This window comes from Burkholderia sp. Bp8991, assembly GCF_003853795.1.
Lineage (GTDB): Bacteria > Pseudomonadota > Gammaproteobacteria > Burkholderiales > Burkholderiaceae > Burkholderia.
Genome location: NZ_QTQJ01000001.1, coordinates 235,736 through 258,251 on the forward strand (window position 1 = coordinate 235,736; position 22,516 = coordinate 258,251).

16 protein-coding genes are annotated in these 22,516 nt (G+C 68.0%); 9 read left to right on the plus strand and 7 right to left on the minus strand.

Annotated features, from left to right (window positions below; all coding sequences use genetic code 11):
• Positions 1–52: 52 nt before the first annotated feature.
• Positions 53–934 carry a translation elongation factor Ts gene (tsf, locus tag DIE02_RS01135; RefSeq protein WP_044843775.1) on the minus strand — a complete coding sequence of 294 codons (882 nt, stop codon included), beginning with the start codon at positions 932–934 and terminating at the stop codon, positions 53–55.
• 162 nt (positions 935–1,096) lie between these two features.
• Positions 1,097–1,837, minus strand: coding sequence for a 30S ribosomal protein S2 (gene rpsB / locus DIE02_RS01140; protein WP_006483818.1), 741 nt, complete (start codon positions 1,835–1,837; stop codon positions 1,097–1,099).
• A gap of 368 nt (positions 1,838–2,205) precedes the next feature.
• Between rpsB and map the strand changes: the two genes are divergently transcribed.
• Genes map through DIE02_RS01160 form a run of 3 tightly spaced genes read left to right on the plus strand, consistent with a single transcriptional unit; the run spans position 2,206 to position 7,261 of the window.
• Positions 2,206–3,021: a type I methionyl aminopeptidase gene (map, locus tag DIE02_RS01150; RefSeq protein WP_021159103.1), complete on the plus strand. Its 816-nt coding sequence runs from the start codon at positions 2,206–2,208 to the stop codon at positions 3,019–3,021.
• Between the two features lie 54 nt (positions 3,022–3,075).
• Positions 3,076–5,652, plus strand: a complete 2,577-nt coding sequence (locus tag DIE02_RS01155; protein ID WP_124528464.1) for a [protein-PII] uridylyltransferase — start codon at positions 3,076–3,078, stop codon at positions 5,650–5,652.
• 16 nt (positions 5,653–5,668) lie between these two features.
• The gene (locus DIE02_RS01160) at positions 5,669–7,261 is read left to right on the plus strand and encodes a pseudouridine synthase (RefSeq protein ID WP_124528466.1); all 1,593 of its coding nucleotides are present in this window, start codon (positions 5,669–5,671) and stop codon (positions 7,259–7,261) included.
• Positions 7,262–7,369: 108 nt separating this feature from the next.
• Here the strand turns inward: DIE02_RS01160 and def are convergent, their stop codons facing one another.
• The 5 genes from def to DIE02_RS01185 all read right to left on the minus strand — a co-directional run bounded on the left by def (position 7,370) and on the right by DIE02_RS01185 (position 16,127).
• On the minus strand, positions 7,370–7,903 hold the full coding sequence (gene def / locus DIE02_RS01165; protein ID WP_044847933.1) for a peptide deformylase: 534 nt from the start codon (positions 7,901–7,903) through the stop codon (positions 7,370–7,372).
• Positions 7,900–9,975 carry an NAD-dependent DNA ligase LigA gene (ligA, locus tag DIE02_RS01170; RefSeq protein WP_124486185.1) on the minus strand — a complete coding sequence of 692 codons (2,076 nt, stop codon included), beginning with the start codon at positions 9,973–9,975 and terminating at the stop codon, positions 7,900–7,902. Before ligA ends, def begins: the two co-directional genes overlap by 4 nt.
• Before the next feature lie 178 nt (positions 9,976–10,153).
• Positions 10,154–11,446, minus strand: coding sequence for a cell division protein ZipA C-terminal FtsZ-binding domain-containing protein (locus DIE02_RS01175; protein ID WP_124486184.1), 1,293 nt, complete (start codon positions 11,444–11,446; stop codon positions 10,154–10,156).
• A gap of 85 nt (positions 11,447–11,531) precedes the next feature.
• On the minus strand, positions 11,532–15,044 hold the full coding sequence (gene smc, locus DIE02_RS01180) for a chromosome segregation protein SMC (protein WP_044847936.1): 3,513 nt from the start codon (positions 15,042–15,044) through the stop codon (positions 11,532–11,534).
• A gap of 141 nt (positions 15,045–15,185) precedes the next feature.
• The gene (locus DIE02_RS01185; RefSeq protein WP_124519996.1) at positions 15,186–16,127 is read right to left on the minus strand and encodes a DMT family transporter; all 942 of its coding nucleotides are present in this window, start codon (positions 16,125–16,127) and stop codon (positions 15,186–15,188) included.
• A 167-nt stretch (positions 16,128–16,294) separates the two neighbouring features.
• Here DIE02_RS01185 and dapC point away from each other — a divergent pair, with 167 nt between their 5' ends.
• The 6 genes from dapC to cls all read left to right on the plus strand — a co-directional run bounded on the left by dapC (position 16,295) and on the right by cls (position 22,469).
• On the plus strand, positions 16,295–17,527 hold the full coding sequence (gene dapC / locus DIE02_RS01190) for a succinyldiaminopimelate transaminase (protein WP_124486182.1): 1,233 nt from the start codon (positions 16,295–16,297) through the stop codon (positions 17,525–17,527).
• A gap of 45 nt (positions 17,528–17,572) precedes the next feature.
• The gene (gene dapD / locus DIE02_RS01195) at positions 17,573–18,400 is read left to right on the plus strand and encodes a 2,3,4,5-tetrahydropyridine-2,6-dicarboxylate N-succinyltransferase (RefSeq protein WP_006478479.1); all 828 of its coding nucleotides are present in this window, start codon (positions 17,573–17,575) and stop codon (positions 18,398–18,400) included.
• On the plus strand, positions 18,400–18,768 hold the full coding sequence (locus tag DIE02_RS01200) for an ArsC family reductase (RefSeq protein WP_124486181.1): 369 nt from the start codon (positions 18,400–18,402) through the stop codon (positions 18,766–18,768). Before dapD ends, DIE02_RS01200 begins: the two co-directional genes overlap by 1 nt.
• Before the next feature lie 88 nt (positions 18,769–18,856).
• Positions 18,857–19,996, plus strand: coding sequence for a succinyl-diaminopimelate desuccinylase (gene dapE, locus DIE02_RS01205; RefSeq protein ID WP_124486180.1), 1,140 nt, complete (start codon positions 18,857–18,859; stop codon positions 19,994–19,996).
• Between the two features lie 11 nt (positions 19,997–20,007).
• On the plus strand, positions 20,008–20,916 hold the full coding sequence (prmB, locus tag DIE02_RS01210) for a 50S ribosomal protein L3 N(5)-glutamine methyltransferase (protein WP_124486179.1): 909 nt from the start codon (positions 20,008–20,010) through the stop codon (positions 20,914–20,916).
• Between the two features lie 113 nt (positions 20,917–21,029).
• On the plus strand, positions 21,030–22,469 hold the full coding sequence (cls, locus tag DIE02_RS01215) for a cardiolipin synthase (protein ID WP_124528468.1): 1,440 nt from the start codon (positions 21,030–21,032) through the stop codon (positions 22,467–22,469).
• Positions 22,470–22,516 lie beyond the last annotated feature (47 nt).

Genomic DNA, 22,516 nt, shown 5'->3' on the forward strand with positions numbered 1-22,516 from the left:
GCGCCGCCGGCCGCGGCGGAGCGGACGCCCGCCGCGGATACTGCCTGACTGCTTACTGCTGCTTTGCTGCTGCGACTTGCGCGGCCACTTCGGCGGCGAAGTCGTCCTGGCGCTTCTCGATGCCTTCGCCGACGACGAACAGCGCGAACTTCTGCACGGTCGCGTTCGCTGCCTTCAGCATCTGCTCGATCGTCTGCTTGTCGTTCTTCACGAACGTCTGGTTCAGCAGCGACACTTCCTTCAGGTACTTCTGGACGCTGCCGTCGACCATCTTCGCGACGATTTCAGCCGGCTTGCCCGATTCGGCAGCCTTCTGCTCGGCGACGCGGCGTTCCGTCTCGATCAGTTCCGCCGGCACGTCGGCCGACGACAGGGCGACCGGCTTCATCGCGGCGATGTGCATCGCGACGTCCTTGCCGACCTGCTCTTCCGCACCCGTGTACTCGACGATCACGCCGATACGCGCGCCGTGCAGGTACGTTGCGATCTTGTTCGCGGTTTCGAAACGGACGAAACGGCGGATCGAGACGTTCTCGCCGATCTTGCCGATCAGGGCCAGGCGGACTGCGTCGACCGTCGAACCGTCGAGCGGCAGTGCCGACAGCGCTGCCACGTCGGCCGGGTTTTGCGTCGCGACGAGTTCTGCAACCGTCTTCGAGAATGCGAGGAAGTCGTCGTTCTTCGCGACGAAGTCGGTTTCGCAGTTCAGCTCGACCAGCGCGCCTGCGTTGCCGCCGACGAACGATGCGACGACGCCTTCTGCCGTCACGCGCGATGCCGCCTTGCTCGCCTTGTTGCCGAGCTTGACGCGCAGCAGCTCTTCAGCCTTGGCCAGGTCGCCGTCGGCTTCCGTCAGCGCCTTCTTGCACTCCATCATCGGTGCGTCGGTCTTTGCGCGCAGTTCTGCCACCATGCTTGCGGTAATTGCCGCCATCATTCGCTCCTTGAGTCTGTATTCACAACGCCGCCCGCTTGGACGCGAACGGCCGAAAATCGTTTCCGGACCCGCGCCGATTCGGCGCGATCAGGTCCGGCGCACAAGCTTAAAAAAAGGGGGCCTGTTGAGAGCCCCCTTTTTGCGCCGGCTCGGGGCCAGTTACGCGTTTTCCTCGACGTACTCGTCGTCGCCACGCGCTGCCTGGACCACTTCGTTGACCGCGTTCGCACGGCCTTCCAGGATCGCGTCGGCCACGCCTTCAGCGTACAGCGCGACTGCCTTGCTCGAGTCGTCGTTGCCCGGGATCACGTAGTCCACACCTTCCGGCGAGTGGTTCGTGTCGACCACGGCGATGACCGGCACGCCCAGCTTGTTCGCTTCCGTGACGGCGATCTTGTGGTAGCCGACGTCGACGACGAAGATTGCGTCCGGAATGCCGCCCATGTCCTTCACGCCGCCGATCGACTTCTGCAGCTTGGCGATTTCGCGTTCGAACAGCAGCGCTTCCTTCTTGCTCATCTTCTCGAGCTCGCCCGCCTCGACTGCCGCTTCCATGTCCTTCAGGCGCTTGATCGATACCTTCAGCGTCTTGAAGTTGGTCATCATGCCGCCGAGCCAGCGTGCGTTGACGTACGGCATGCCCGCACGTTGCGCTTCCTGGGCGATCGTGTCACGCGACTGGCGCTTCGTGCCGACGAACAGGATCGTGCCGCGGTTCGCTGCCAGCTGGCGCACGTACTTCTGTGCGTCCGTGAACATCGGCAGCGTCTTTTCGAGGTTGATGATGTGAATCTTGTTGCGGTGACCGAAAATGAACGGGGCCATCTTCGGGTTCCAGAAGCGCGTCTGGTGACCGAAGTGGACACCCGCTTCCAGCATTTGGCGCATCGTGACTGCCATGTAAATTCTCCACGAGGGTTGGGTCTTAAGCCGGCTGCCGTACCGCCGCGCGTTCCGCGCGGCCGGCACCCTGGTTGCGCCGGCTTGCGATTCGGCACGTGCGAAACTGCCCGTGCCGCAAGCCTTTCATCCTGATGCCGTCGCGATACCACCCCACATCGGGGCATGTTCGGCATTTGGATGTCGACTTAGCCAAAGAGTATAGCACGCCGATTTGTCGGCTCTCAAGTCGCCCGCCACTTTCGCCTGCCGCGGGGCAGCCGGCCGGACAATCCGCGAAAACCCGCACCGGCACCGCCGGCAGGGGCTGCGAGGCCCGCCATAAGGTGCGATAATCCGTCAATTCACCGCATTCCAGGCATACCTCGATGGCTATTACGCTCAAAAACGAACACGACATCGCCGAGATGCGCGTCGCCTGCCGTCTCGCGAGCGAAGTGCTCGACTTCATCACGCCGCACGTCGTCGCGGGCATCACGACCGCCGAACTCGACCGGCTCTGTCACGAATTCATGCTCAACGAGCAGGGCACGATCCCCGCGCCGCTGAATTACCAGCCGCCCGGCTATCCGCCGTACCCGAAGGCCACCTGCATCTCGGTCAACGACGTGATCTGCCACGGCATTCCCGGCGAGAAGGTGATCAAGAACGGCGACGCGCTGAACATCGACATCACCGTGATCAAGAACGGCTACTTCGGCGACACCAGCCGGATGTTCATCGTCGGCGAAGGCTCGATCCTCGCGAAGCGCCTCGTGCAGACCACCTACGAGTGCATGTGGCTCGGCATCGACCAGGTCAAGCCCGGCGCGCACCTTGGCGACATCGGCTACGCGATCCAGAAGCACGCCGAAGCGCAGGGCTACAGCGTCGTGCGCGAATACTGCGGCCACGGCATCGGCACGGTGTTCCACGAGGATCCGCAGGTCGTCCACTACGGGCGCCCGGGCACCGGCATCGAACTGAAGGCCGGGATGATCTTCACGATCGAGCCGATGATCAACGCCGGCAAGCGCGACATCCGCACGATGCCCGACCAGTGGACGGTCAAGACGCGCGATCGTAGCCTGTCCGCGCAATGGGAGCACACGGTGCTCGTCACCGAAACCGGCTACGAGGTGCTGACCGTGTCCGCCGGCACGCCGGCACGCCCGGTGTTCGCGCAACCGGCCGCCGCGGTCTGAGCGCCGTCGCGCCCGCCCCGCCCACCCCTCACCTGCTGACCTGAACGGCCGCCCATGAGCGCTCACGCCGCCCCCTCGCCCGCAGCGCTGTCGCGGCGCGCCGAATTCAAGGCCGCCAAGGCCGACCTGCTCGAGCGCTTTCGCAGCGCGACGAACGTCACGTCGCTGATGCACGCGCTGTCGAGACTCACCGACGATGCGCTCAAGCGCGTGTGGGACGACTGCGGGCTGCCCGCGACGCTCGCGCTCGTCGCCGTCGGCGGCTACGGGCGCGGCGAGCTCGCGCCCCACTCCGACGTCGACATCCTGGTGCTGCTGCCCGATGCGCACGACCCGGCGCTCGACGCGCGGATCGAGCGCTTCATCGGGATGGCGTGGGATCTCGGCCTCGAGATCGGCAGCAGCGTGCGCACGGTCGAGCAATGCATCGAGGAGGCGTCGCAGGACGTCACCGTGCAGACCTCGCTGCTCGAAGCGCGCCGCATCGTCGGCAGCACCGCGCTGTTCGAGCGCTTCACCGTGCGGTATCACGAGGCGCTCGACGCGCGCGCCTTCTTCACCGCGAAGGTGCTCGAGATGCGTCAGCGCCACGCGAAGTTCCAGGACACGCCGTACAGCCTCGAGCCGAACGTGAAGGAGAGCCCCGGCGGGCTGCGCGACCTGCAGACAATCCTGTGGATCGCGCGCGCGGCCGGCTTCGGCAGCAGCTGGCGCGAGCTCGACACGCGCGGCCTCATCACCGATCGCGAGGCGCGCGAGCTGCGCCGCAACGAAGGATTCCTGAAGACGCTGCGCGCGCGCCTGCACGTGATCGCCGGACGCCGCCAGGACATGCTCGTGTTCGACCTGCAGACGCAGGCCGCCGAGAGCTTCGGCTACCGGCCGACGCAGGCCAAACGCGCGAGCGAGCAGCTGATGCGCCGCTACTACTGGGCCGCGAAAGCGGTCACGCAGCTGGCGACGATCCTGATCCAGAACATCGAGGCGCAGCTGTTCCCCGCGACGAGCGGCATCACGCGCGTGCTGTCGCCCGATCGCTTCGTCGAGAAGCAGGGCATGCTCGAGATCGTCGACAACGGCGTGTTCGAACGCCATCCCGACGCGATCCTCGAGGCGTTCCTGCTGTACGAGGCGACCCGCGGCGTGAAGGGCCTGTCCGCCCGCACGCTGCGCGCGCTCTACAACTCGCGCGAGATCATGAACCACACGTGGCGGCGCGATCCGCAGAACCGCCGCACGTTCATGCAGATCCTGCAGCAGCCCGAAGGCATCACGCATGCGTTCCGGCTGATGAACCAGACGAGCGTGCTCGGCCGCTACCTGCTGAATTTCCGCCGCATCGTCGGCCAGATGCAGCACGACCTGTACCACGTGTACACGGTCGACCAGCACATCCTGATGGTGTTGCGCAACATCCGCCGCTTCGCGGTGGCCGAGCATGCGCACGAGTACCCGTTCTGCAGCCAGCTGATCGGCAACTTCGAGCGCCCATGGGTGCTGTACGTCGCGGCGCTGTTCCACGACATCGCGAAAGGCCGCGGCGGCGACCACTCGACGCTCGGGATGGCCGACGCGCGGCGCTTCTGCCGCGAGCACGGGATCACCGGCGACGACGCGTCGCTGATCGTGTGGCTCGTCCAGCATCACCTGACGATGAGCCAGGTCGCGCAGAAGCAGGACACGAGCGACCCGGAAGTCATCAAGCGCTTCGCCGAAGTCGTCGGCAACGAGCGCTACCTCACCGCACTCTACCTGCTGACCGTCGCCGATATCCGCGGCACGAGCCCGAAGGTGTGGAACACTTGGAAGGGCAAGCTGCTCGAGGACCTGTACCGCATCACGCTCGCGGTGCTCGGCGGAGCGAACCCCGACGCGCATTCGGAACTGAAGTCGCGGCAGGAGCAGGCGCTCGCGCTGCTGCGCCTAGAGACCGTGCCCGACGACGCGCACCGCGCGCTGTGGGACCAGCTCGACGTCGGCTTCTTCCTGCGTCACGACGCGGCCGACATCGCATGGCAGACGCGCGTGCTGTACCGGCACGTGAACGCCGAAACCGCGATCGTGCGCGCGCGGCCGTCGCCGATCGGCGACGCGCTGCAGGTGCTCGTGTACGTGAAGGATCGCCCCGACCTGTTCGCGGGCATCTGCGCGTACTTCGACCGCAACGGGCTGTCGGTGCTCGATGCACGTGTCAGCACGACGCGGCACGGCTATGCGCTCGACAACTTCATCGTCACGCAGACCGAACGCGACGTGCGCTACCGCGACATCGCGAATCTCGTCGAACAGCAACTCGCGGCGCGCCTGGCCGAAACCGCGTCGCTGCCGGAGCCGTCCAAGGGCCGCCTGTCGCGGTTGTCGCGGACGTTTCCGATCACGCCGCGCGTCGACCTCCGGGCCGACGAGCGCGGCCAGTACTACATCCTGTCCGTGTCCGCCAACGACCGGCCGGGCCTTCTCTATTCGATCGCGCGCGTCCTGGCCGAGCATCAGGTCGGCGTCCACGCGGCGCGGATCAATACGCTCGGCGAACGCGTCGAGGACATCTTCCTGCTCGACGGTGCCGGCCTGTCCGACAACCGCCTGCAGATCCAGCTCGAAACCGAATTGCTGCGCGCGATCGCAGTCTGAATGAATCCCAGCGTTTATGCGCACCAAATTAACCGTCAAGAATCCGAAGCCGGCGTCGCCGACCCGCGCCCCTGTCCGCTCCGGCAGCCTCGTCGCCCGCAAGGCGGTGCGCCCCGCCGCGCTACCCGCAGGCGACAAGCCGGCGCGCCCGAAGAAGGCCGCGCCGGCCGCCGCCGGCGAACGCTCGTTCAAGCCGCGCGGCGCGGCAGGCGCCGAGCGCCCGGGCGCGGATCGCGCACCGGCCAAGCGTGCGCCGCGTGAGGGCGGTGCCGAACGCGGCACGCGCGCGCCGTATCGCGACAACGCATCCGGCGAAGGCGCAAAGCGCAGTTTCGGCGACCGTCGCACGTCGTCCGATCGTCCGCCCCGTCGTGACGACGATGCACGTCCGCGTCGCGCGGGTGGCGAAGGCGGCCCGCGTGCGCCCTATCGCGACAACGCATCCGCCGAAGGCGCAAAGCGCAGTTTCGGCGACCGTCGCACGTCGTCGGATCGTCCGCCGCGCCGTGATGACGATGCACGTCCGCGTCGCGCGGGTGGCGAAGGCGGCGCACGTGCGCCCTATCGCGACAACGCATCCAGCGAAGGCGCAAAACGCAGCTTCGGCGACCGTCGCACGTCGTCCGATCGCCCGCCGCGTCGTGATGACGACGCCCGCCCGCGCCGCGCAGGCGCCGATGAAGGCAAACGCCCGTCCTATCGCGACAAGGCATCCGGCGAAGGCGCGAAGCGCAGCTTCGGCGAACGCCCGACGCGCCCCGCACGCGACGGCGAACGCCGCTCGTTCGGTGCGGTCAAGACCGCGCAACCGGTCAAGCGCGCGGCGGCCGACGTCGACCACGGCGACGAAACCGGCCTGATGCGCCTGTCGAAGCGCATGTCCGAACTCGGCCTGTGCTCGCGCCGCGAAGCCGACGAATGGATCGAAAAGGGCTGGGTGCTCGTCGACGGCGAACGCATCGACACGCTCGGCACCAAGGTCCGCCCGGACCAGAAGATCGAGATCGACGAGCGCGCGAGCGCCGCGCAGGCCGCGCAGGTGACGATCCTGCTGCACAAGCCGGTCGGCTATGTGTCGGGTCAGGCGGAAGACGGCTATGAGCCGGCATCGGTGCTGATCACGCGCGCCAACCAGTGGAGCGGCGACCGCTCGCCGCTGCGCTTCTCGCCGCAGCACCTGCACGCGCTCGCGCCGGCCGGCCGGCTCGACATCGACTCCACCGGCCTGCTCGTACTGACGCAGAATGGCGTGATCGCGAAGCAGCTGATCGGCGAGCAGTCGGACATCGACAAGGAGTATCTGGTGCGCGTGCGCTTCGGCGAACGGCTGATCGACATCGACCAGCACTTCCCCGCGGAATCGCTCGCGAAGCTGCGCCACGGCCTCGAACTCGACGGCGTCCCGCTGAAGCCGGCGATGGTGAGTTGGCAGAATGGCGAACAGCTGCGTTTCGTGCTGCGTGAAGGCAAGAAGCGCCAGATCCGCCGCATGTGCGAACTGGTCGGTCTCGAAGTGATCGGCCTGAAGCGCGTGCGGATGGGCCGCGTGATGCTCGGCGCGCTGCCGCAGGGGCAATGGCGCTACCTGTCGGCCGACGAGTCGTTCTGACAGCGGGCACGCGCTGCGTGCCGCACCATGAAACAAGCCCGCGCAAGCGGGCTTTTTCGTGTCCGGTACGAAACCACGCGCAACACGGCGCGCGCAGCCGCATCAAGGTCAGTCGTCGGCTGCCGGATCGAGCCCCGGGAACAGCACCTCGGTGAAGCCGAAGCGCGTGAAGTCGGTGATCCGCATCGGATACAGCTTGCCGATCAGGTGATCGTATTCGTGCTGGACGACCCGCGCATGGAAGCCTTCCGCGACACGGTCGAGCTTCGCGCCGAACTGGTCGAAGCCGCTGTAACGCACCTTCGCGTAGCGGCTGACGACGCCGCGCATGCCCGGCACCGACAGGCAGCCTTCCCAGCCCTCTTCCATGTCCGGCGGCATGTACTCGAGCTTCGGGTTGATCAGCACGGTCTCGGGCACCGGCGGTGCGTCCGGATAACGGTTGTTGCTGCCGAAGCCGAAGATGATGATCTGCAGCCCGACGCCGATCTGCGGCGCGGCAAGCCCCGCGCCGTTCGCGTGATGCATCGTCTCGAACATGTCCGCGACGATCTCGTGCAGCTCGGGGGTGTCGAACCGCTCGACCGGCTTGGCGACTTCGAGCAGGCGCGGATCGCCCATCTTCAGGATCTCGCGAATCATGGCGTGTTGCCCTCCAGGAGTTGGTGCAGTCCGTCTTCGTCCAGCACGGGGATGCCGAGTTCCTCGGCCTTCGCGAGCTTGCTGCCGGCGTCGGCGCCCGCGACCACATAATCCGTCTTCTTCGATACCGAGCCCGCGACTTTCGCGCCGGCCGCTTCGAGCATCTCCTTCGCCGCGTCGCGCGTGAGGTTCGGCAGCGTGCCCGTCAGCACGACCGTCTTGCCGGCGAGCACGCCCTGCGGCGCCTTCGGCGCGGGCGGGCCTTCGGGCCACGTGACCTTGCCGGGCGCGCGCAATTGCTCGATCACCGTGCGGTTGTGCTCTTCCGCGAAGAACTGGTGAATCGACTCGGCCACGATCGGCCCGACGTCGTTCACTTCGAGCAGTTCCTCGATCGACGCGTCCATGATCGGGGTCAGCGACCCGAAATGCTTCGCGAGATCCTTCGCGGTCGATTCGCCGACATGGCGGATCCCGAGCCCGTAGATGAAGCGCGCGAGCGTCGTGTGCTTCGCCTTCTCCAGCGAGTCGAGCAGATTCTGCGCGGACTTCTCGGCGAACCGGTCGAGTTCAGCGAGCGTCGCGAAACCGAGATTGAACAGGTCGGCCGGCGTGCGCACGAGATTCAGTTCGACGAGCTGATCGATGATCTTCTCGCCGAGCCCGTCGATGTCGAGCGCGCGGCGCTGCGCGAAGTGCCACAGCGCCTGCTTGCGCTGCGCCGGACAGAACAGCCCGCCCGTGCAGCGCGCGATCGCCTCGTCCGGCAGGCGCTCGATCTTCGAGCCGCACACCGGGCACTCGGTCGGCATCACGAACTCGGCCGCGTCATCCGGCCGGCGCTCGAGCAACGCACCGACGACCTCGGGGATCACATCGCCCGCACGCCGCACGATCACGGTATCGCCGATCCGGATGTCCTTGCGGCGCACTTCGTCCTCGTTGTGCAGCGTCGCGTTGGTCACCGTCGCGCCGCCGACGAACACGGGTTCGAGCCGCGCGACCGGCGTGATCGCGCCCGTGCGGCCGACCTGCACGTCGATCGCGACGAGCTTCGTCAGCGCTTCCTGCGCCGGGAACTTGTGCGCGAGCGCGAAGCGCGGCGCGCGCGACACGAAGCCGAGGCGGTCCTGCTCGTCGCGCCGGTTCACCTTGTAGACGACGCCGTCGATGTCGTACGGCAGCGACTCGCGCTTCTCGCCGACCTTGCGGAAGAAGCCGAGCAGGCCGTCGGCGCCCTGCACGACCGCGCGTTCGCGGTTCACCGGCAGGCCGAGCGTCTCGTACCAGTCGAGCAGCGCGCTGTGCGTGTCCGGCATCGGCATCCCGTCGAGCCTGCCGACCCCGTACGCGAAGAACGACAGCGGACGCTGCGCGGTGATCTTCGGGTCGAGCTGGCGCAGGCTGCCGGCCGCCGCATTGCGCGGGTTCGCGAATTCGCGCTGCTCGGCCGCGCGCTGGCGTTCGTTCAGGCGTGCGAAATCACGCTTGAACATCAGCACCTCGCCGCGCACGTCGAGCACGGCCGGCACGTGCTTGCCCTTCAGCTTCAGCGGGATCGAGCGGATCGTGCGGACGTTCTCGGTCACGTCCTCGCCGGTCGTGCCGTCGCCGCGCGTCGACGCCTGCACGAACATGCCCTGCTCGTAGCGCAGCGAGATCGCAAGCCCGTCGAACTTCAGCTCGCACGCGTATTCGACCGGGTCCGTCACCGAGCCGGCGAGATCAGTCGTCTTGTCGAGCGCATCGGCGACGCGCTTGTCGAATGCGACGATGTCCTCGTCGGCGAAACCGTTGTTCAGCGACAGCATCGGCGCGTCGTGGACGACCGGCGTGAAACCGCCCGCCACTTCGCCTCCGACGCGCTGCGTCGGCGAATCGGGCGTCACGAGTTCGGGATGATCGGTTTCGAGTTGCTGCAGCTCGCCGAACAGCCGATCGTATTCGGCGTCGGGCAGGTCCGGCTGGTCGAGCACGTAATAGGCGTAATTCGCCCGCTCGAGTTGGTCGCGCAGCCACGCGGCACGCGCGTCGGGCTGGCTGGCTGGCGGTTCGGCTTGGGTTCGGGCCATGCTGGCGGCAGATTCGTTCTGAAAAATCGGATGTCCGATTATCTCAGTTTGACGCCGCGACGGGGGCGCGCGATGCGTGCCGCGCAGGCCCGCTGCAGCACACCCAGGCGGGGTGTGTGCACTGCAGCAGCAGCGACCGACGGGCGACGGCACGTCAGGCCGCCGCCCGTGCAACGCGTTACTGGCTGAAGAGACGGCGCGTGACCGGCGAACCGGCCGGGATGCCCGCTTCCTCGAGCTTCGCGTACAGCTTCATCAGTTGCTGGTCGATCGCGACGAGCGTCGATTCCGGCAGCGGCCGGCGCGAATCGTCGACGACCCGCGCGCCGATCCGCTCGGACAGCGACTTCGCGTAATCGCACATCAGCCGGAACGGCAGGATGTCCTCTTCGGCGACCGGCACGTCGAGCACCAGCGTGATCATGTTGCCGCCCTTGTAGGTCAGGTCGTCGCGCAGGAAGTTCGTGTCGCCGAACTGCAGCATGAACACGGGGTTCTGCTTCGCGTCGAGCTTCACGAACCGCGTGCCGTCGCGCGACAGCAGCAACCCGTCCTGGGACGCGACGGCCTGCACGTAGTTCGCCGACCACGGCGCGCCGTCCGACATCACGTTGATCGACAACTGTGCGTCGCACTGCGCGGCAAAGCCGTCGAGCTCGCGCGCCATCGCGACCGTCTCCATCATGTCGGGGAATTCCGGTGCGCCGTCGATCGTGTCGGCGAACTGCTGGACGCCCGTCACGAACTCGGAGAATTCGAGCTCGTTCAGCGCGCCGCTGCGGTTCGCGAGCTGCGCGGCCGCGCGCAACTCTTCATAGCGCACGCCGTTCTGCAGCAGCTCCCATTGGCCGCCTTCCGGCTTGCCTTCGATATGCACGGGCTTGCTGCCCGCGCGGCGCAGCCGCTGCGCGGCCGGCAGGATCTTGTCGCCCGGCAGCGGCGCGCCGAGGCGAATCGGCACGATGCAGTCGATCCGGCGGTCGACGATCGCGGGCGGCGCCGACGAAATCGTCGTGGCGGCCGGCAGCACGGGTTCGGCCGGTTCGTGCGATGCGGCGGCGGCCGGCGCTTCCTGCGCGGCGGCGGCTGCATCGTCGACGGCCTGCTCGGCCGACTCGGTCGACCCCGACGGCGCGTCGCCCCCGGTGGCTTCGGCCTGCAGGTCGGCCGGCGTGTCGGCAGGCGCCACGCCGCCGAAGGTCGGCTCGACGCGCGCGGCTTCGACCGGCGCGCTCGCGGCGGCGGCGGCCGGTGCCGGCGCCGCGGGCTCGCGGCGTGCGGGCTGGCGCACCGGCTCGATGAACGGCAGCTCTTCGTCGCGCTCGGGGCGATTCATCGCCTCGACCGCCTCTTCCGGCATCGGGCGCGGCATCCTGCGCCGCACCTTCGCGCCCTGCCACGCGTTGTAGACCACGACGCCGCCCACCACGACGGCGCCCGCGCCGATCAAACCGAGTGTCAACTCGTCCATGCACGCTCCATCAGCAATTCTTGTTCGTCGGAACCGCGAACGGGCGCCCATGCGCCGCGCGAACGCGGTCCGGTTTCTTCAAACGTCAATTCTGGGCAAAACCCGCGGCGGTTTCCATGTCCACCGCGACGATCCGCGACACGCCCTGCTCCTGCATCGTCACGCCGATCAGTTGCTGCGCCATCTCCATCGCGATCTTGTTGTGCGAGATGAAGAGGAACTGCGTCTTGTCGGACATCGCGCGCACGAGATTCGCGAAACGCTCGGTGTTCGCGTCGTCGAGCGGCGCGTCGACCTCGTCGAGCAGACAGAACGGCGCCGGGTTCAACTGGAACATCGCGAACACCAGTGCGGTGGCGGTCAGCGCCTTTTCGCCGCCCGACAGCAGGTGGATGGTCGCGTTCTTCTTGCCCGGCGGCTGCGCCATTACCTGCACGCCTGCATCGAGGATTTCGTCGCCCGTCATGATCAGCTTCGCCTGGCCGCCGCCGAACAGGCGCGGGAACAGGTCGCTGAAGTGACGGTTGACCTCGTCGAAGGTACCCTGCAGCAGCGTGCGGGTTTCCTGGTCGATCTTGTGGATCGCATCCTCGAGCGTCGTGATCGCGTCGGTCAGGTCGGCCGACTGCGCATCGAGGAACACCTTGCGCTCGCTCGCGGCCTTCAGCTCGTCGAGCGCGGCCATGTTGACCGGACCCAGCGCGTTGATCGCGTTGTTCAGGCGCGTGACCTCGCCCTGCAGGTACGACGGTTTCAGGTCCGGCGTCAGCTTCTCGCGCAGCGCTTCCTCGTCGACCTCGGCCGCCGCGAGCTGCTCGGCAAACTGCTCGACGGACAGGCGCGCGGCCTGCTCCTTCAGCTGCAGCTCGGTGATGCGGTCGCGCAGCGGCTGCAGCGAACGCTCGGCGACGAGACGCTGCTCGTCCGACGCGCGCAGCTTCGCAGTCAGGTCGTCGAGTTCGATCCGCGCGGCCTGCAGCGCCTCTTCCTTCACCGCGCGAATTTCGAGCGCGTCCTGCAGGCCCGTGTGCGCGGTCTGCTCGTTGATCGTTTCGAGTTCGGCGCGCGCGTCTTCCAGCGACGCGGCGACGCGCTCGCTCTGCTCGTGCGCGACCTGGATGCTGCGCTTCAGTTCGTCGATCCGCGTGACCGCGTTGCGCGCGGCGAAGCGCGCGTCGTTCGCGCCGCGCTCGAGGTCGCGCGCTTCCTGGCGCGCCTGCGTCAGCGATTCGTCGAGCGCCTCGAACGCGAGCTGGTTGTCCTCGAAGCGCGCCTGCAGTTCCGCGAGTTCGCCGTCGAAGCGCTCGAAGTTCGCTTCCGATTCCGCGCGCAGTGCGCGCTGCTCGTCGATCTGCGCGCCGATCTCCTCGAGTTCCTCGCGGATCTGCGTGCTGCGCTGCGTGTAGCGTTCATGCGCCTGGGCGAGCTTCAGCACGTCCATCTGCAATGCATGCACGCGCTGGGTCGCGCGTTCGGCCTGCGCGCGCACGTCGCCGAGCGCCTGCGTGGCCTGCGTGTGCGCGGCTTCCGCGCGCACCGCCGCCGTGCGGGCCTCGTCGGCCAGCAGCGCCTGCGCGCGCACCTGGCGCGTCAGGTTTTCGATCTCCTGCTGGCGGGCCAGCATCCCGGCCTGCTCCGAATCGGCCGCGTACAGCTGCACGCCGACACGCGTGACGATGTGGCCGGCCTTCACGACGAACGCGCCGCCGGCCGGCAGTTGCGCGCGCGTCGCGAGTGCCTGCGCGACGTCGTCGGCGACGTACACGTTGCCGAGCCAGTCGTTCAGCACCGCGCGGATGCCTGCATCGTCGATGCGCACGAGCGACAGCACCGGGCGCAGCCCGGCCGCGGCGGCCGGCGGCTCGCCGGCCACGGGCGGCGCGTAGAACGCGAGCTTCGCGGGCGGCGCATCGGTCGCGAACGCCTTCACCCAGTCGAGATTCGACACTTCGAGCGCGGCCAGCCGCTCGCGCAGCACGGCCTCGAGCGCCGCTTCCCAGCCGGCCTCGACGTGCAGCTTCTTCCAGAGACGCGGCAGCGCGCCGAGCTCGTGCTTGTCGAGCCACGGCTGGATCTTGCCTTCGGTCTGCACGTTCTCCTGCAGCTGCTTGAGCGCGGCGAGCCGCGCCTCGAGCTGGTGGATCTGCGCGCTTTCGGCCTGCACGCGCTCCTGGGCCGCGCGGCGCTCGCCGTCGAGACGCGGTACCGTTTCCTGCGCATCGGCGAGGCGCGCCTGGGCTTCGGCGAGGATTTCTTCCTGCTCGGCGAGCTGCATGCGCAGTTCCTCGAGCTGCGCTTCGTCGGGCGCGTCGAGCCCGCCCGCCTCGGACTTCAGGCGCTCGTGGCGCTGTTGAAGCTGCTGGAGCTGCTGGTCGGCATTGCGCTGGTGCGCGGCCTCGAGCTTCAGCGACTGTTCGGTCTGCGCGATCCGCGCGCGCTCGTCGTTGAGCTGCGCCTGCGCATCGCGCCATTTCGCCTCGAGCGCCGGCAGCGCGTCGTGTTTCGCGGCCGCGTTGTCTTCGGCGAGCGCGGCCTTCTCGTCGGCCATCGCGCGCGCTTCCTCGGCTTCCTCGAGCTCGTCCTGCGCCTTCTCGGCCTGCGCGCGCCATTGCTCGCGCTGCGCGTTCAGCGCGGCGATCTGCGCCTGCACGCGGTTGCGCGATTCGACGATGAACTTGATCTCGGCCTCGAGGCGGCTCACTTCGGCGTTGGCCTCGTAGAGCGCGCCCTGCGCGCCCTGCATCGCGTCGCTCGCCGAGTAATGCGCGACCCGCAGCGTCTCGAGCTGCGATTCGACCTCGCGCAGTTTCGCCGTCTGCGCCTCGAGGTCGATCTGCGCCTGTTCGATCGCGCGCTGCTGCTTCTGCTGCTCGCCGGCGGCCTCGTTCTTGCGCAGCAGCCACAACAGGCGCTGCTTCTCCTCGCCGTCGGCGACGAGTTCCTTGTACTTGGTCGCGACGACGGCCTGCGCCTCGAGCTTCTCGAGGTTCGCGCCGAGCTCGCGGACGATGTCCTCGACGCGCGTCAGGTTCTCGCGCGTGTCGTGCAGGCGGTTCTCGGTCTCGCGGCGGCGCTCCTTGTACTTCGACACGCCCGCGGCTTCCTCGAGGAACACGCGCAGCTCTTCCGGCTTCGCCTCGATGATCCGCGCGATCATGCCCTGCCCGATGATCGCGTACGCGCGGGGCCCGAGGCCCGTGCCGAGGAAGATGTCCTGGATGTCGCGGCGGCGCGCCGGCAGGTTGTTGATGTAGTAGCTCGACGTGCCGTCGCGCGTCAGCACGCGCTTCACGGCAATCTCGCCGTACTGGCCCCACTGCCCGGCCGCGCGGCCGTCGGAGTTGTCGAAGATCAGTTCGACGCTGGCCCGGCTGCCGGGCTTGCGGGCGGTCGAGCCGTTGAAGATCACGTCCTGCATCGACTCGCCGCGCAGCTCGGACGCGCGCGACTCGCCGAGCACCCAGCGCACGGCATCGATGATGTTGGACTTGCCGCACCCGTTCGGGCCCACCACGCCGACAAGCTGGCCCGGAACCTGGAAATGCGTGGGATCGACAAAGGATTTGAAGCCAGCGAGTTTGATCGAGCTCAGACGCACGGCGGTATCGGATGTGAAGAAGAGGTGAAACGGACGGGGCCGCGACGCGCGGGGCCGGACGGCCCGTGCGCGCGATGCGCCCCGGAATTCAAAAGCGGGGCCGCGCGCATCTCAAGCGTTGGGCCCCGCAAACGGCTTCCATCATACCATCGCGCGTGCGCCGTCCCGCCCGTCGCCGGGTTTGCCCGATGCCGGCGCGGCACGATGGACCCGGCTCGACAGCAGCGTCGCCAGCACGATGCACGCGCCGCCCGCCCACTCTCGCGCGCTCGGCAGTTCGCTCGCGAACACCCACGCCGACAGCGCGGTGATCACGATCTCGAACAGCATGATGATCGACGCGCGGTTCGCCGGCACGCGCGCGAGCCCGTATTGCACGAGCAGGTTGTTGGCGGCCATCGTCACGCCGATCGCGGCGATGATCGCTGCCGCGACGCCGAGCTGGCTTCCCGCCGGCGCGGCCGGCAGCCCCTCGAACAGCGACGCGACCGCGCCGAACACCGCCGCGCCGCCGAACAGCGTCGCCGTGCGCATCTCGGCGCGCATCTCCGGCAGCTCGCGGCTCGCCTTGATCACGAGCACGTTGCTCATCGCGAAACTCAGGCCGGCCGCGAGCCCCGCCCATTCGGCCGGGTTGGCCGGCAGCGGCACGCCGAGCTGCGGCGACCACAGCATCAGCATCGCGCCGCCGATCGACAGCGCCGCGAGCGCCGCGCCGGCCCAGGTCAGCCGCTCGCGCAGCAGGAAATGCGCGTAGATCGCGGTCCATGCCGGGGTCAGGTAGAACAGCAGCATCACGCGCAGCACTTCGCCGTGGATCGTGCCCCACACGAAACCGAGGTTGGTCACGCCCGCCGTGATCGCGATGCCCGGCAGCACCCAGTGCCAGCGCAGCGTGGCGATCGTGCGGTGCCGCACGACGACCACGAACAGGAACGCGACCGCGCTCGTCAGCGCGCTCGCCAGCGTGCCGGTGAGCCCGAGCGACGCGAGAATCCGCAGCGGATACCAGATCAGGCCCCATACCGACGCGCCGATCAGGATGGCCAGCGTCGGCAGGCTGCCGCGTACCGCGTTATTCATTTGATTCGCTACCCTTTATTCGAGCGGCCCGGCCGCCGTTCCGGCGGGCCGCGACCGCATTGCGTCACGTTATAATCATCCGTTGCGAGCCGCGCGCCGTCGGCGCCCGCTCGCAGCCGTGCGGCACCCGCGCCGCCCCTTTCGCCCTTTCGCTCCAACCGGCCGCGATGGCCGCTTCGCCCGTGAACCCTCGACTCGACTCGCTCCAGCCCTATCCCTTCGAAAAGCTGCGCGCCCTGTTCAAGGACGTGACGCCTTCCGGCGACCTGAAACCGATCAGCTTCGGCATCGGCGAGCCCAAGCACCCGACGCCGGCGCTGATCCGCGACACCGTGGTGGCCGCGCTCGACGGTCTCGCGTCGTACCCGGCCACGGCCGGCTCGGACGCGCTGCGCACGTCGATCGCACACTGGCTCGAACGCCGCTACGGGCTGCCGGCAATCGACCCGGCCACGCAGGTGCTGCCGGTGTCGGGGTCGCGCGAGGCGCTGTTCTCGCTCGCGCAGACGGTGATCGACGCGCGCCCGCGCGCGGATGGCAAGAAGGCGATCGTACTCTGTCCGAATCCGTTCTATCAAATTTACGAAGGCGCGGCGCTGCTGGCCGGTGCCGAACCCTATTTCGCGAACAGCGACCCGACGCGCAACTTCGCGTGCGACTACGCGGCCGTGCCCGCTGAAGTGTGGGCGCGCACCCAGCTGCTGTACGTGTGCTCGCCGGGCAACCCGACGGGCGCCGTGCTGACGCTCGACGACTGGCGCGAGCTGTTCGCGCTGTCCGACCGCCACGGTTTCGTGATCGCGTCCGACGAGTGCTATTCGGAGATCTATTTCGACGAAGCGGCGCCGCCGCTCGGCGGCCTCGAGGCCGCGCACCGCCTCGGCCGCGGCTTCGAGCGGCTCGTGATGCTGTCGAGCCTGTCGAAGCGCTCGAACGTGCCGGGCATGCGCTCGGGCTTCGTCGCCGGCGACGCCGCGCTGCTGAAGAAATTCCTGCTGTACCGCACGTACCACGGCGCCGCGCTGTCGCCGGTCTGGCAGCATGCGAGCATCGCCGCGTGGAACGACGAAGCGCACGTGCGCGAGAACCGCGCGCTGTACCTGCAGAAGTTCAGCACGGTCACGCCGATGCTGGCCGACGTGATCGACGTGAAGCTGCCCGACGCCGCGTTCTACCTGTGGGCCAACGTCGCGCGCACCGGCCTGTCGGACACCGAGTTCGCCCGCCGCCTGTACGCCGACTATAATGTGACGGTTCTGCCCGGCTCGTACCTCGCGCGCGATGCGCACGGCACGAATCCGGGCCGCGATTTCATCCGGATCGCGCTCGTCGCGGGCACCCCCGAATGCGTCGAGGGCGCGCAACGCATCGTCGATTTCTGCCGGGCTCTCGCGCGGTAAGACGTCCATCCCGATCAATTCCATTCATCTCCTGCGAAAACGAACATGTCGCAACAACTTCAGCAAATCATCGATACCGCCTGGGAAAACCGCGCCGAGCTGTCGCCGAAGGCCGCGCCCGCCGACGTCCGCGAAGCCGTCGCGCACGCGATCGAGCAGCTCGACAAGGGTGCACTGCGCGTCGCCGAGAAGATCGACGGCAACTGGACCGTCCATCAGTGGCTGAAGAAGGCCGTGCTGCTGTCGTTCCGCCTGGAGGACAACGCACCGATGCCGGCGGGCGGCTACTCGCAGTTCTACGACAAGGTGCCGTCGAAGTTCGCGAACTACACGGCCGAAGACTTCGCCGCGGGCGGCTTCCGCGTCGTGCCGCCGGCCATCGCGCGCCGCGGCTCGTTCATCGCGAAGAACGTCGTGCTGATGCCGTCGTACACCAACATCGGCGCGTACGTCGACGAAGGCACGATGGTCGACACGTGGGCGACGGTCGGCTCGTGCGCGCAGATCGGCAAGAACGTGCACCTGTCGGGCGGCGTCGGCATCGGCGGCGTGCTCGAGCCGCTGCAGGCCAACCCGGTCATCATCGAAGACAACTGCTTCATCGGCGCGCGCTCGGAAGTCGTCGAAGGCGTGATCGTCGAGGAGAACTCGGTGATCTCGATGGGCGTGTACCTCGGCCAGAGCACCAAGATCTACGATCGCGAAACGGGCGAAGTCAGCTACGGCCGCATCCCGGCCGGCTCGGTCGTCGTCGCCGGCAACCTGCCGTCGAAGGACGGCTCGCACAGCCTGTACTGCGCGGTGATCGTGAAGAAGGTCGACGCGAAGACCCGCGCGAAGGTCGGTCTGAACGAGCTGCTGCGAGGCGACTGATGGCGAAGCCGCGCACCGTGGTCGTCTACGGCATTCCGAACTGCGACACCGTGAAGAAGGCCCGCGTGTGGCTCGACGATCACGGCGTCGCGTTCGAGTTCCACGACTTCAAGAAGCTCGGCGTCAGCGCACCGCTGGTCGAAGACTGGCTGAAGGACGTATCGCTCGACGCGCTCGTGAACAAGCGCGGCACGACGTGGCGCGGCCTGGACGACGCCATGAAGGCGGCCGCGGAAACGAAGTCCGGCGCGGTTGCGCTGATGATCCACAAGCCGTCGGTCATCAAGCGCCCCGTGCTCGTCGTCAACGGCCGCGTGAAATCGCTCGGCTTCGTGGCCGATCAGTACGCGGCGCTGTTTGCCGCCTAGGGCGGCCCGCGCGGCGCCCACGCTGCACACGACGCCTCATCGCTGCCGGCCACCGCGCCGGCATTTTTTATCGAAAGTGGTCCGAACCATGTCCGCCACCCTAGCCCTTACCGAACAGCTGATCGCCCGCGCGTCCGTCACGCCCGACGACCAGCATTGCCAGCAGATCATGACCGAGCGCCTCGCCGCGCTCGGCTTCGAATGCGAAACCATCGCGTCGCACGGCGTGACCAACCTGTGGGCCGTCAAGCGCGGCGCCGACGGCCGCGACGGCAAGCTGCTCGCGTTCGCGGGCCACACCGACGTCGTGCCGACCGGCCCGCTCGAGCAGTGGACCTCGCCGCCGTTCATTCCCGCGCATCGTGACGGCAAGCTGTACGGCCGCGGCGCGGCCGACATGAAGACGTCGCTCGCGGCGTTCGTCGTCGCGTCCGAGGAATTCGTCGCGGCCCACCCCGGCCACCGCGGCGCGATCGCGTTCCTGATCACGAGCGACGAGGAAGGCCCGGCCACCGACGGCACCGTGAAAGTCGTCGAGCTGCTCGAAGCGCGCGGCGAACGTCTCGACTACTGCATCGTCGGCGAGCCGACGTCGACCACCGAACTCGGCGACGTCGTGAAGAACGGCCGCCGCGGCTCGATGTCGGGCGAACTGATCGTCAAGGGCGTGCAGGGCCACATCGCCTACCCTCACCTCGCGAAGAACCCGATCCACCTGCTCGCGCCGGCGCTCGCCGAGCTCGCCGCCGAACAGTGGGACGAAGGCAACGAATACTTCCCGCCGACCACCTGGCAGGTGTCGAACCTGCACGCCGGCACCGGTGCGACCAACGTGATCCCCGGCCACGCGGACCTGATGTTCAATTTCCGCTTTTCGACGGCGAGCACCGTCGAGGGCCTGCAGGCGCGCGTGCATGCGATCCTCGACAAGCACGGCCTCGAATATTCGCTGAAGTGGTCGGTGAGCGGCCTGCCGTTCCTCACGCCGCGCGGCGACCTGTCGAACGCGCTGGAGAACGCGATCCGCGCCGAGACCGGCCTCACGACCGAGCTGTCGACGACGGGCGGCACGTCCGACGGGCGCTTCATCGCGCGCATCTGCCCGCAGGTGATCGAGTTCGGTCCGCCGAACGGCAGCATCCACAAGATCGACGAGCACATCGACGTGCGCTTCGTCGACCCGCTGAAGAACGTGTACCGCCGCGTGCTCGAACAACTGATCGCCTGACGGAGCCTCGCATGACGACACCTTTTGCAACTGTTCGCGACCTGCTGCGCTATGCGGTCACGCGCTTCTCGAAGGCGAAGCTCGCGTTCGGCCACGGCTCGGACAACGCATACGACGAAGCCGCCTACCTCGTACTCCACACGCTCGACCTGCCGCTCGACACGCTCGAGCCGTTCCTCGATGCCCGCCTGCTGCCCGACGAAATCTCGGCCGTGCTCGCGGTGATCGAACGGCGCGCGACCGACCGCGTGCCGGCCGCGTATCTCACGCATGAAGCGTGGATGCATGGCCACCGCTTCTACGTCGACGAGCGCGTGATCGTGCCGCGCTCGTTCATCGGCGAACTGCTCGACGACGGGCTGCAGCCGTATGTCGCCGATCCCGAGCAGGTCGGCGCGGTGCTCGAGCTGTGCACCGGCTCCGGCTGCCTCGCGATCCTCGCGGCCAGCGCGTTCCCGAATGCCGAGATCGACGCGGTCGACCTGTCCGAGAAGGCACTCGAAGTCGCCGAGATCAACGTGCGCGACTACGGCCTCGACGATCGCATCACCCTGCATCGCGGCGACCTCTATACGCCGCTGCCCGCGTTCCGCGCCGAACCCGACACGCGCTACGACGTGATCCTGACGAACCCGCCGTACGTGAACGCGACGTCGATGGCGGCCCTCCCGCCCGAGTACCGGCACGAGCCGGAAATGGCGCTCGCGGGCGGCGACGACGGGATGGACATCGTGCGGCGCATCATCGGGCAAGCGCACAACTGGCTGCACGACGACGGCGTGCTCGTCGTCGAGATCGGCAACGAGCGCGAGCACGTCGAAGCCGCGTTCGGCGGCCTCGAGCTCACGTGGCTGCCCACCAGCGCGGGCGACGACGCCGTGTTCCTGATCCAGGCGTCGGACCTGCCGCGCAAGGCCTGACGGCGCGCCGCGACCGAACCGTGCGGTACGGCACACCGCTGTCCCGCACGGTTGGGTAAGATGCGCGTACGCGGCCGTCGCGCCGCACGACTTCAGGAGTCCGTCACGCGCCCATGACCCTCGACTGGCTACATCTCGGCACCCTGGTCCTGGCCATCCATGTGCTCGGGATCATCGCGGCGTGTCATGCGCTCATGAATACCCGCACGTCGCAAGGCGCGATCGCATGGGCCGTGTCGCTCGCCGCGATGCCGTACCTGACGCTCATCCCGTACCTGTTCCTCGGCCGCAGCAAGTTCTCCGGCTACGTCGATGCACGACGCCACGAGATGGAAGCGCTGCGCACGCACGCACCGCGCGCGCCATGGCTCGCTGCGGACGCAACCGACGGGCAGGCCGCCGACGCGATCGGCCGGGCCGCCGTGCTCGCGCTCACGCGGCTGGGTGGAATGCCGTTCGTCGGCGGCAATGCGGTGCGCACGCTCGTGAACGGCGACGCAACCTTCTCGGCGATCCTGTCGGCGATCGACGCCGCGCGCGACTACGTGATCGTCCAGTTCTTCATCGTGCGAGACGACGCGCTCGGCCAGATGCTGCGCGACGCGCTGCTCGCCCGCACGGCGGCCGGCGTGCGCTGCTACCTGCTGTACGACAGCATCGGCAGCTTCGACCTGCCGCGCGGTTACGTCGACACGCTGCGCCGCGGCGGCGTCGAGGTCCATCCGTTCGCGACCCACCGCAAGTTCGTCAACCGCTTCCAGCTCAACTTCCGCAACCATCGCAAGATCGTCGTCGTCGACGGCAATCGCGCGTTCGTCGGCGGCCTCAACGTCGGTATCGAATATCTCGGTGCGAACCGGCGCCTGTCGCCGTGGCGCGACACCCATATCGAGATTCGCGGCCCGGTGGTGGCCAGCATCCAGTACGTGTTCGCCGAAGACTGGCACTGGGCCACGCAGACGCTGCCGCCGCTCGCCGCGCCGCCGGAGACGCTGCCCGACGACGCGATGCATTGCCTCGCCGTGCCGATGGGGCCGGCCGACAAGCAGGAAACCGGCTCGCTGTTCTTCGTCGAGGCGATCAACGCCGCGCGCGAGCGGATCTGGATCACGACGCCGTATCTCGTGCCCGACGAAGCGGTGATCGCCGCGCTGAAGCTCGCGGTGATGCGCGGCGTCGACGTGCGCATCCTGATTCCGAGCCGGCGCGATCACTACGTGGTGTTCGAAGCGTCGAAGCTCTATGCGCGCGATCTCGTCGACGCTGGCGTCAAGGTGTTTCGCTACCGGCCCGGCTTCCTGCATCAGAAAGTGCTGCTGATCGACCGCGTCGCGGCCGCCATCGGCAGCGCGAATCTCGACAACCGTTCGTTCCGGCTGAACTTCGAAATCATGGTGCTGACCGTCGACCGCGCGTTCGCCGCCGAAGTCGAAGCGATGCTCGACGCCGATTTCGCGCTGGCCTACGAAGTCGATGCGAACGAGTATCGGCACTCGCCCGCGTGGCGGCGTATCGCAATGCACGTCGCGCGCCTGTTCGCGCCGATCCTGTAGCGGTTGCGCGAGCGCCGGCCCCGCGCCGCCGCCCGGCGGCGCATGCT

Coding starts and splice junctions, on each gene's coding strand:
- dapD (WP_006478479.1), top strand. CDS start 17,573: ATGTCGCAACAACTTCAGCAAATCATCGATACCGCCTGGGAAAACCGC.
- dapC (WP_124486182.1), top strand. CDS start 16,295: ATGGCCGCTTCGCCCGTGAACCCTCGACTCGACTCGCTCCAGCCCTAT.
- prmB (WP_124486179.1), top strand. CDS start 20,008: ATGACGACACCTTTTGCAACTGTTCGCGACCTGCTGCGCTATGCGGTC.
- dapE (WP_124486180.1), top strand. CDS start 18,857: ATGTCCGCCACCCTAGCCCTTACCGAACAGCTGATCGCCCGCGCGTCC.
- rpsB (WP_006483818.1), bottom strand. CDS start 1,837: ATGGCAGTCACGATGCGCCAAATGCTGGAAGCGGGTGTCCACTTCGGT.
- def (WP_044847933.1), bottom strand. CDS start 7,903: ATGATTCGCGAGATCCTGAAGATGGGCGATCCGCGCCTGCTCGAAGTC.
- DIE02_RS01155 (WP_124528464.1), top strand. CDS start 3,076: ATGAGCGCTCACGCCGCCCCCTCGCCCGCAGCGCTGTCGCGGCGCGCC.
- ligA (WP_124486185.1), bottom strand. CDS start 9,975: ATGGCCCGAACCCAAGCCGAACCGCCAGCCAGCCAGCCCGACGCGCGT.
- DIE02_RS01160 (WP_124528466.1), top strand. CDS start 5,669: ATGCGCACCAAATTAACCGTCAAGAATCCGAAGCCGGCGTCGCCGACC.
- map (WP_021159103.1), top strand. CDS start 2,206: ATGGCTATTACGCTCAAAAACGAACACGACATCGCCGAGATGCGCGTC.
- DIE02_RS01175 (WP_124486184.1), bottom strand. CDS start 11,446: ATGGACGAGTTGACACTCGGTTTGATCGGCGCGGGCGCCGTCGTGGTG.
- cls (WP_124528468.1), top strand. CDS start 21,030: ATGACCCTCGACTGGCTACATCTCGGCACCCTGGTCCTGGCCATCCAT.
- tsf (WP_044843775.1), bottom strand. CDS start 934: ATGGCGGCAATTACCGCAAGCATGGTGGCAGAACTGCGCGCAAAGACC.
- DIE02_RS01200 (WP_124486181.1), top strand. CDS start 18,400: ATGGCGAAGCCGCGCACCGTGGTCGTCTACGGCATTCCGAACTGCGAC.
- DIE02_RS01185 (WP_124519996.1), bottom strand. CDS start 16,127: ATGAATAACGCGGTACGCGGCAGCCTGCCGACGCTGGCCATCCTGATC.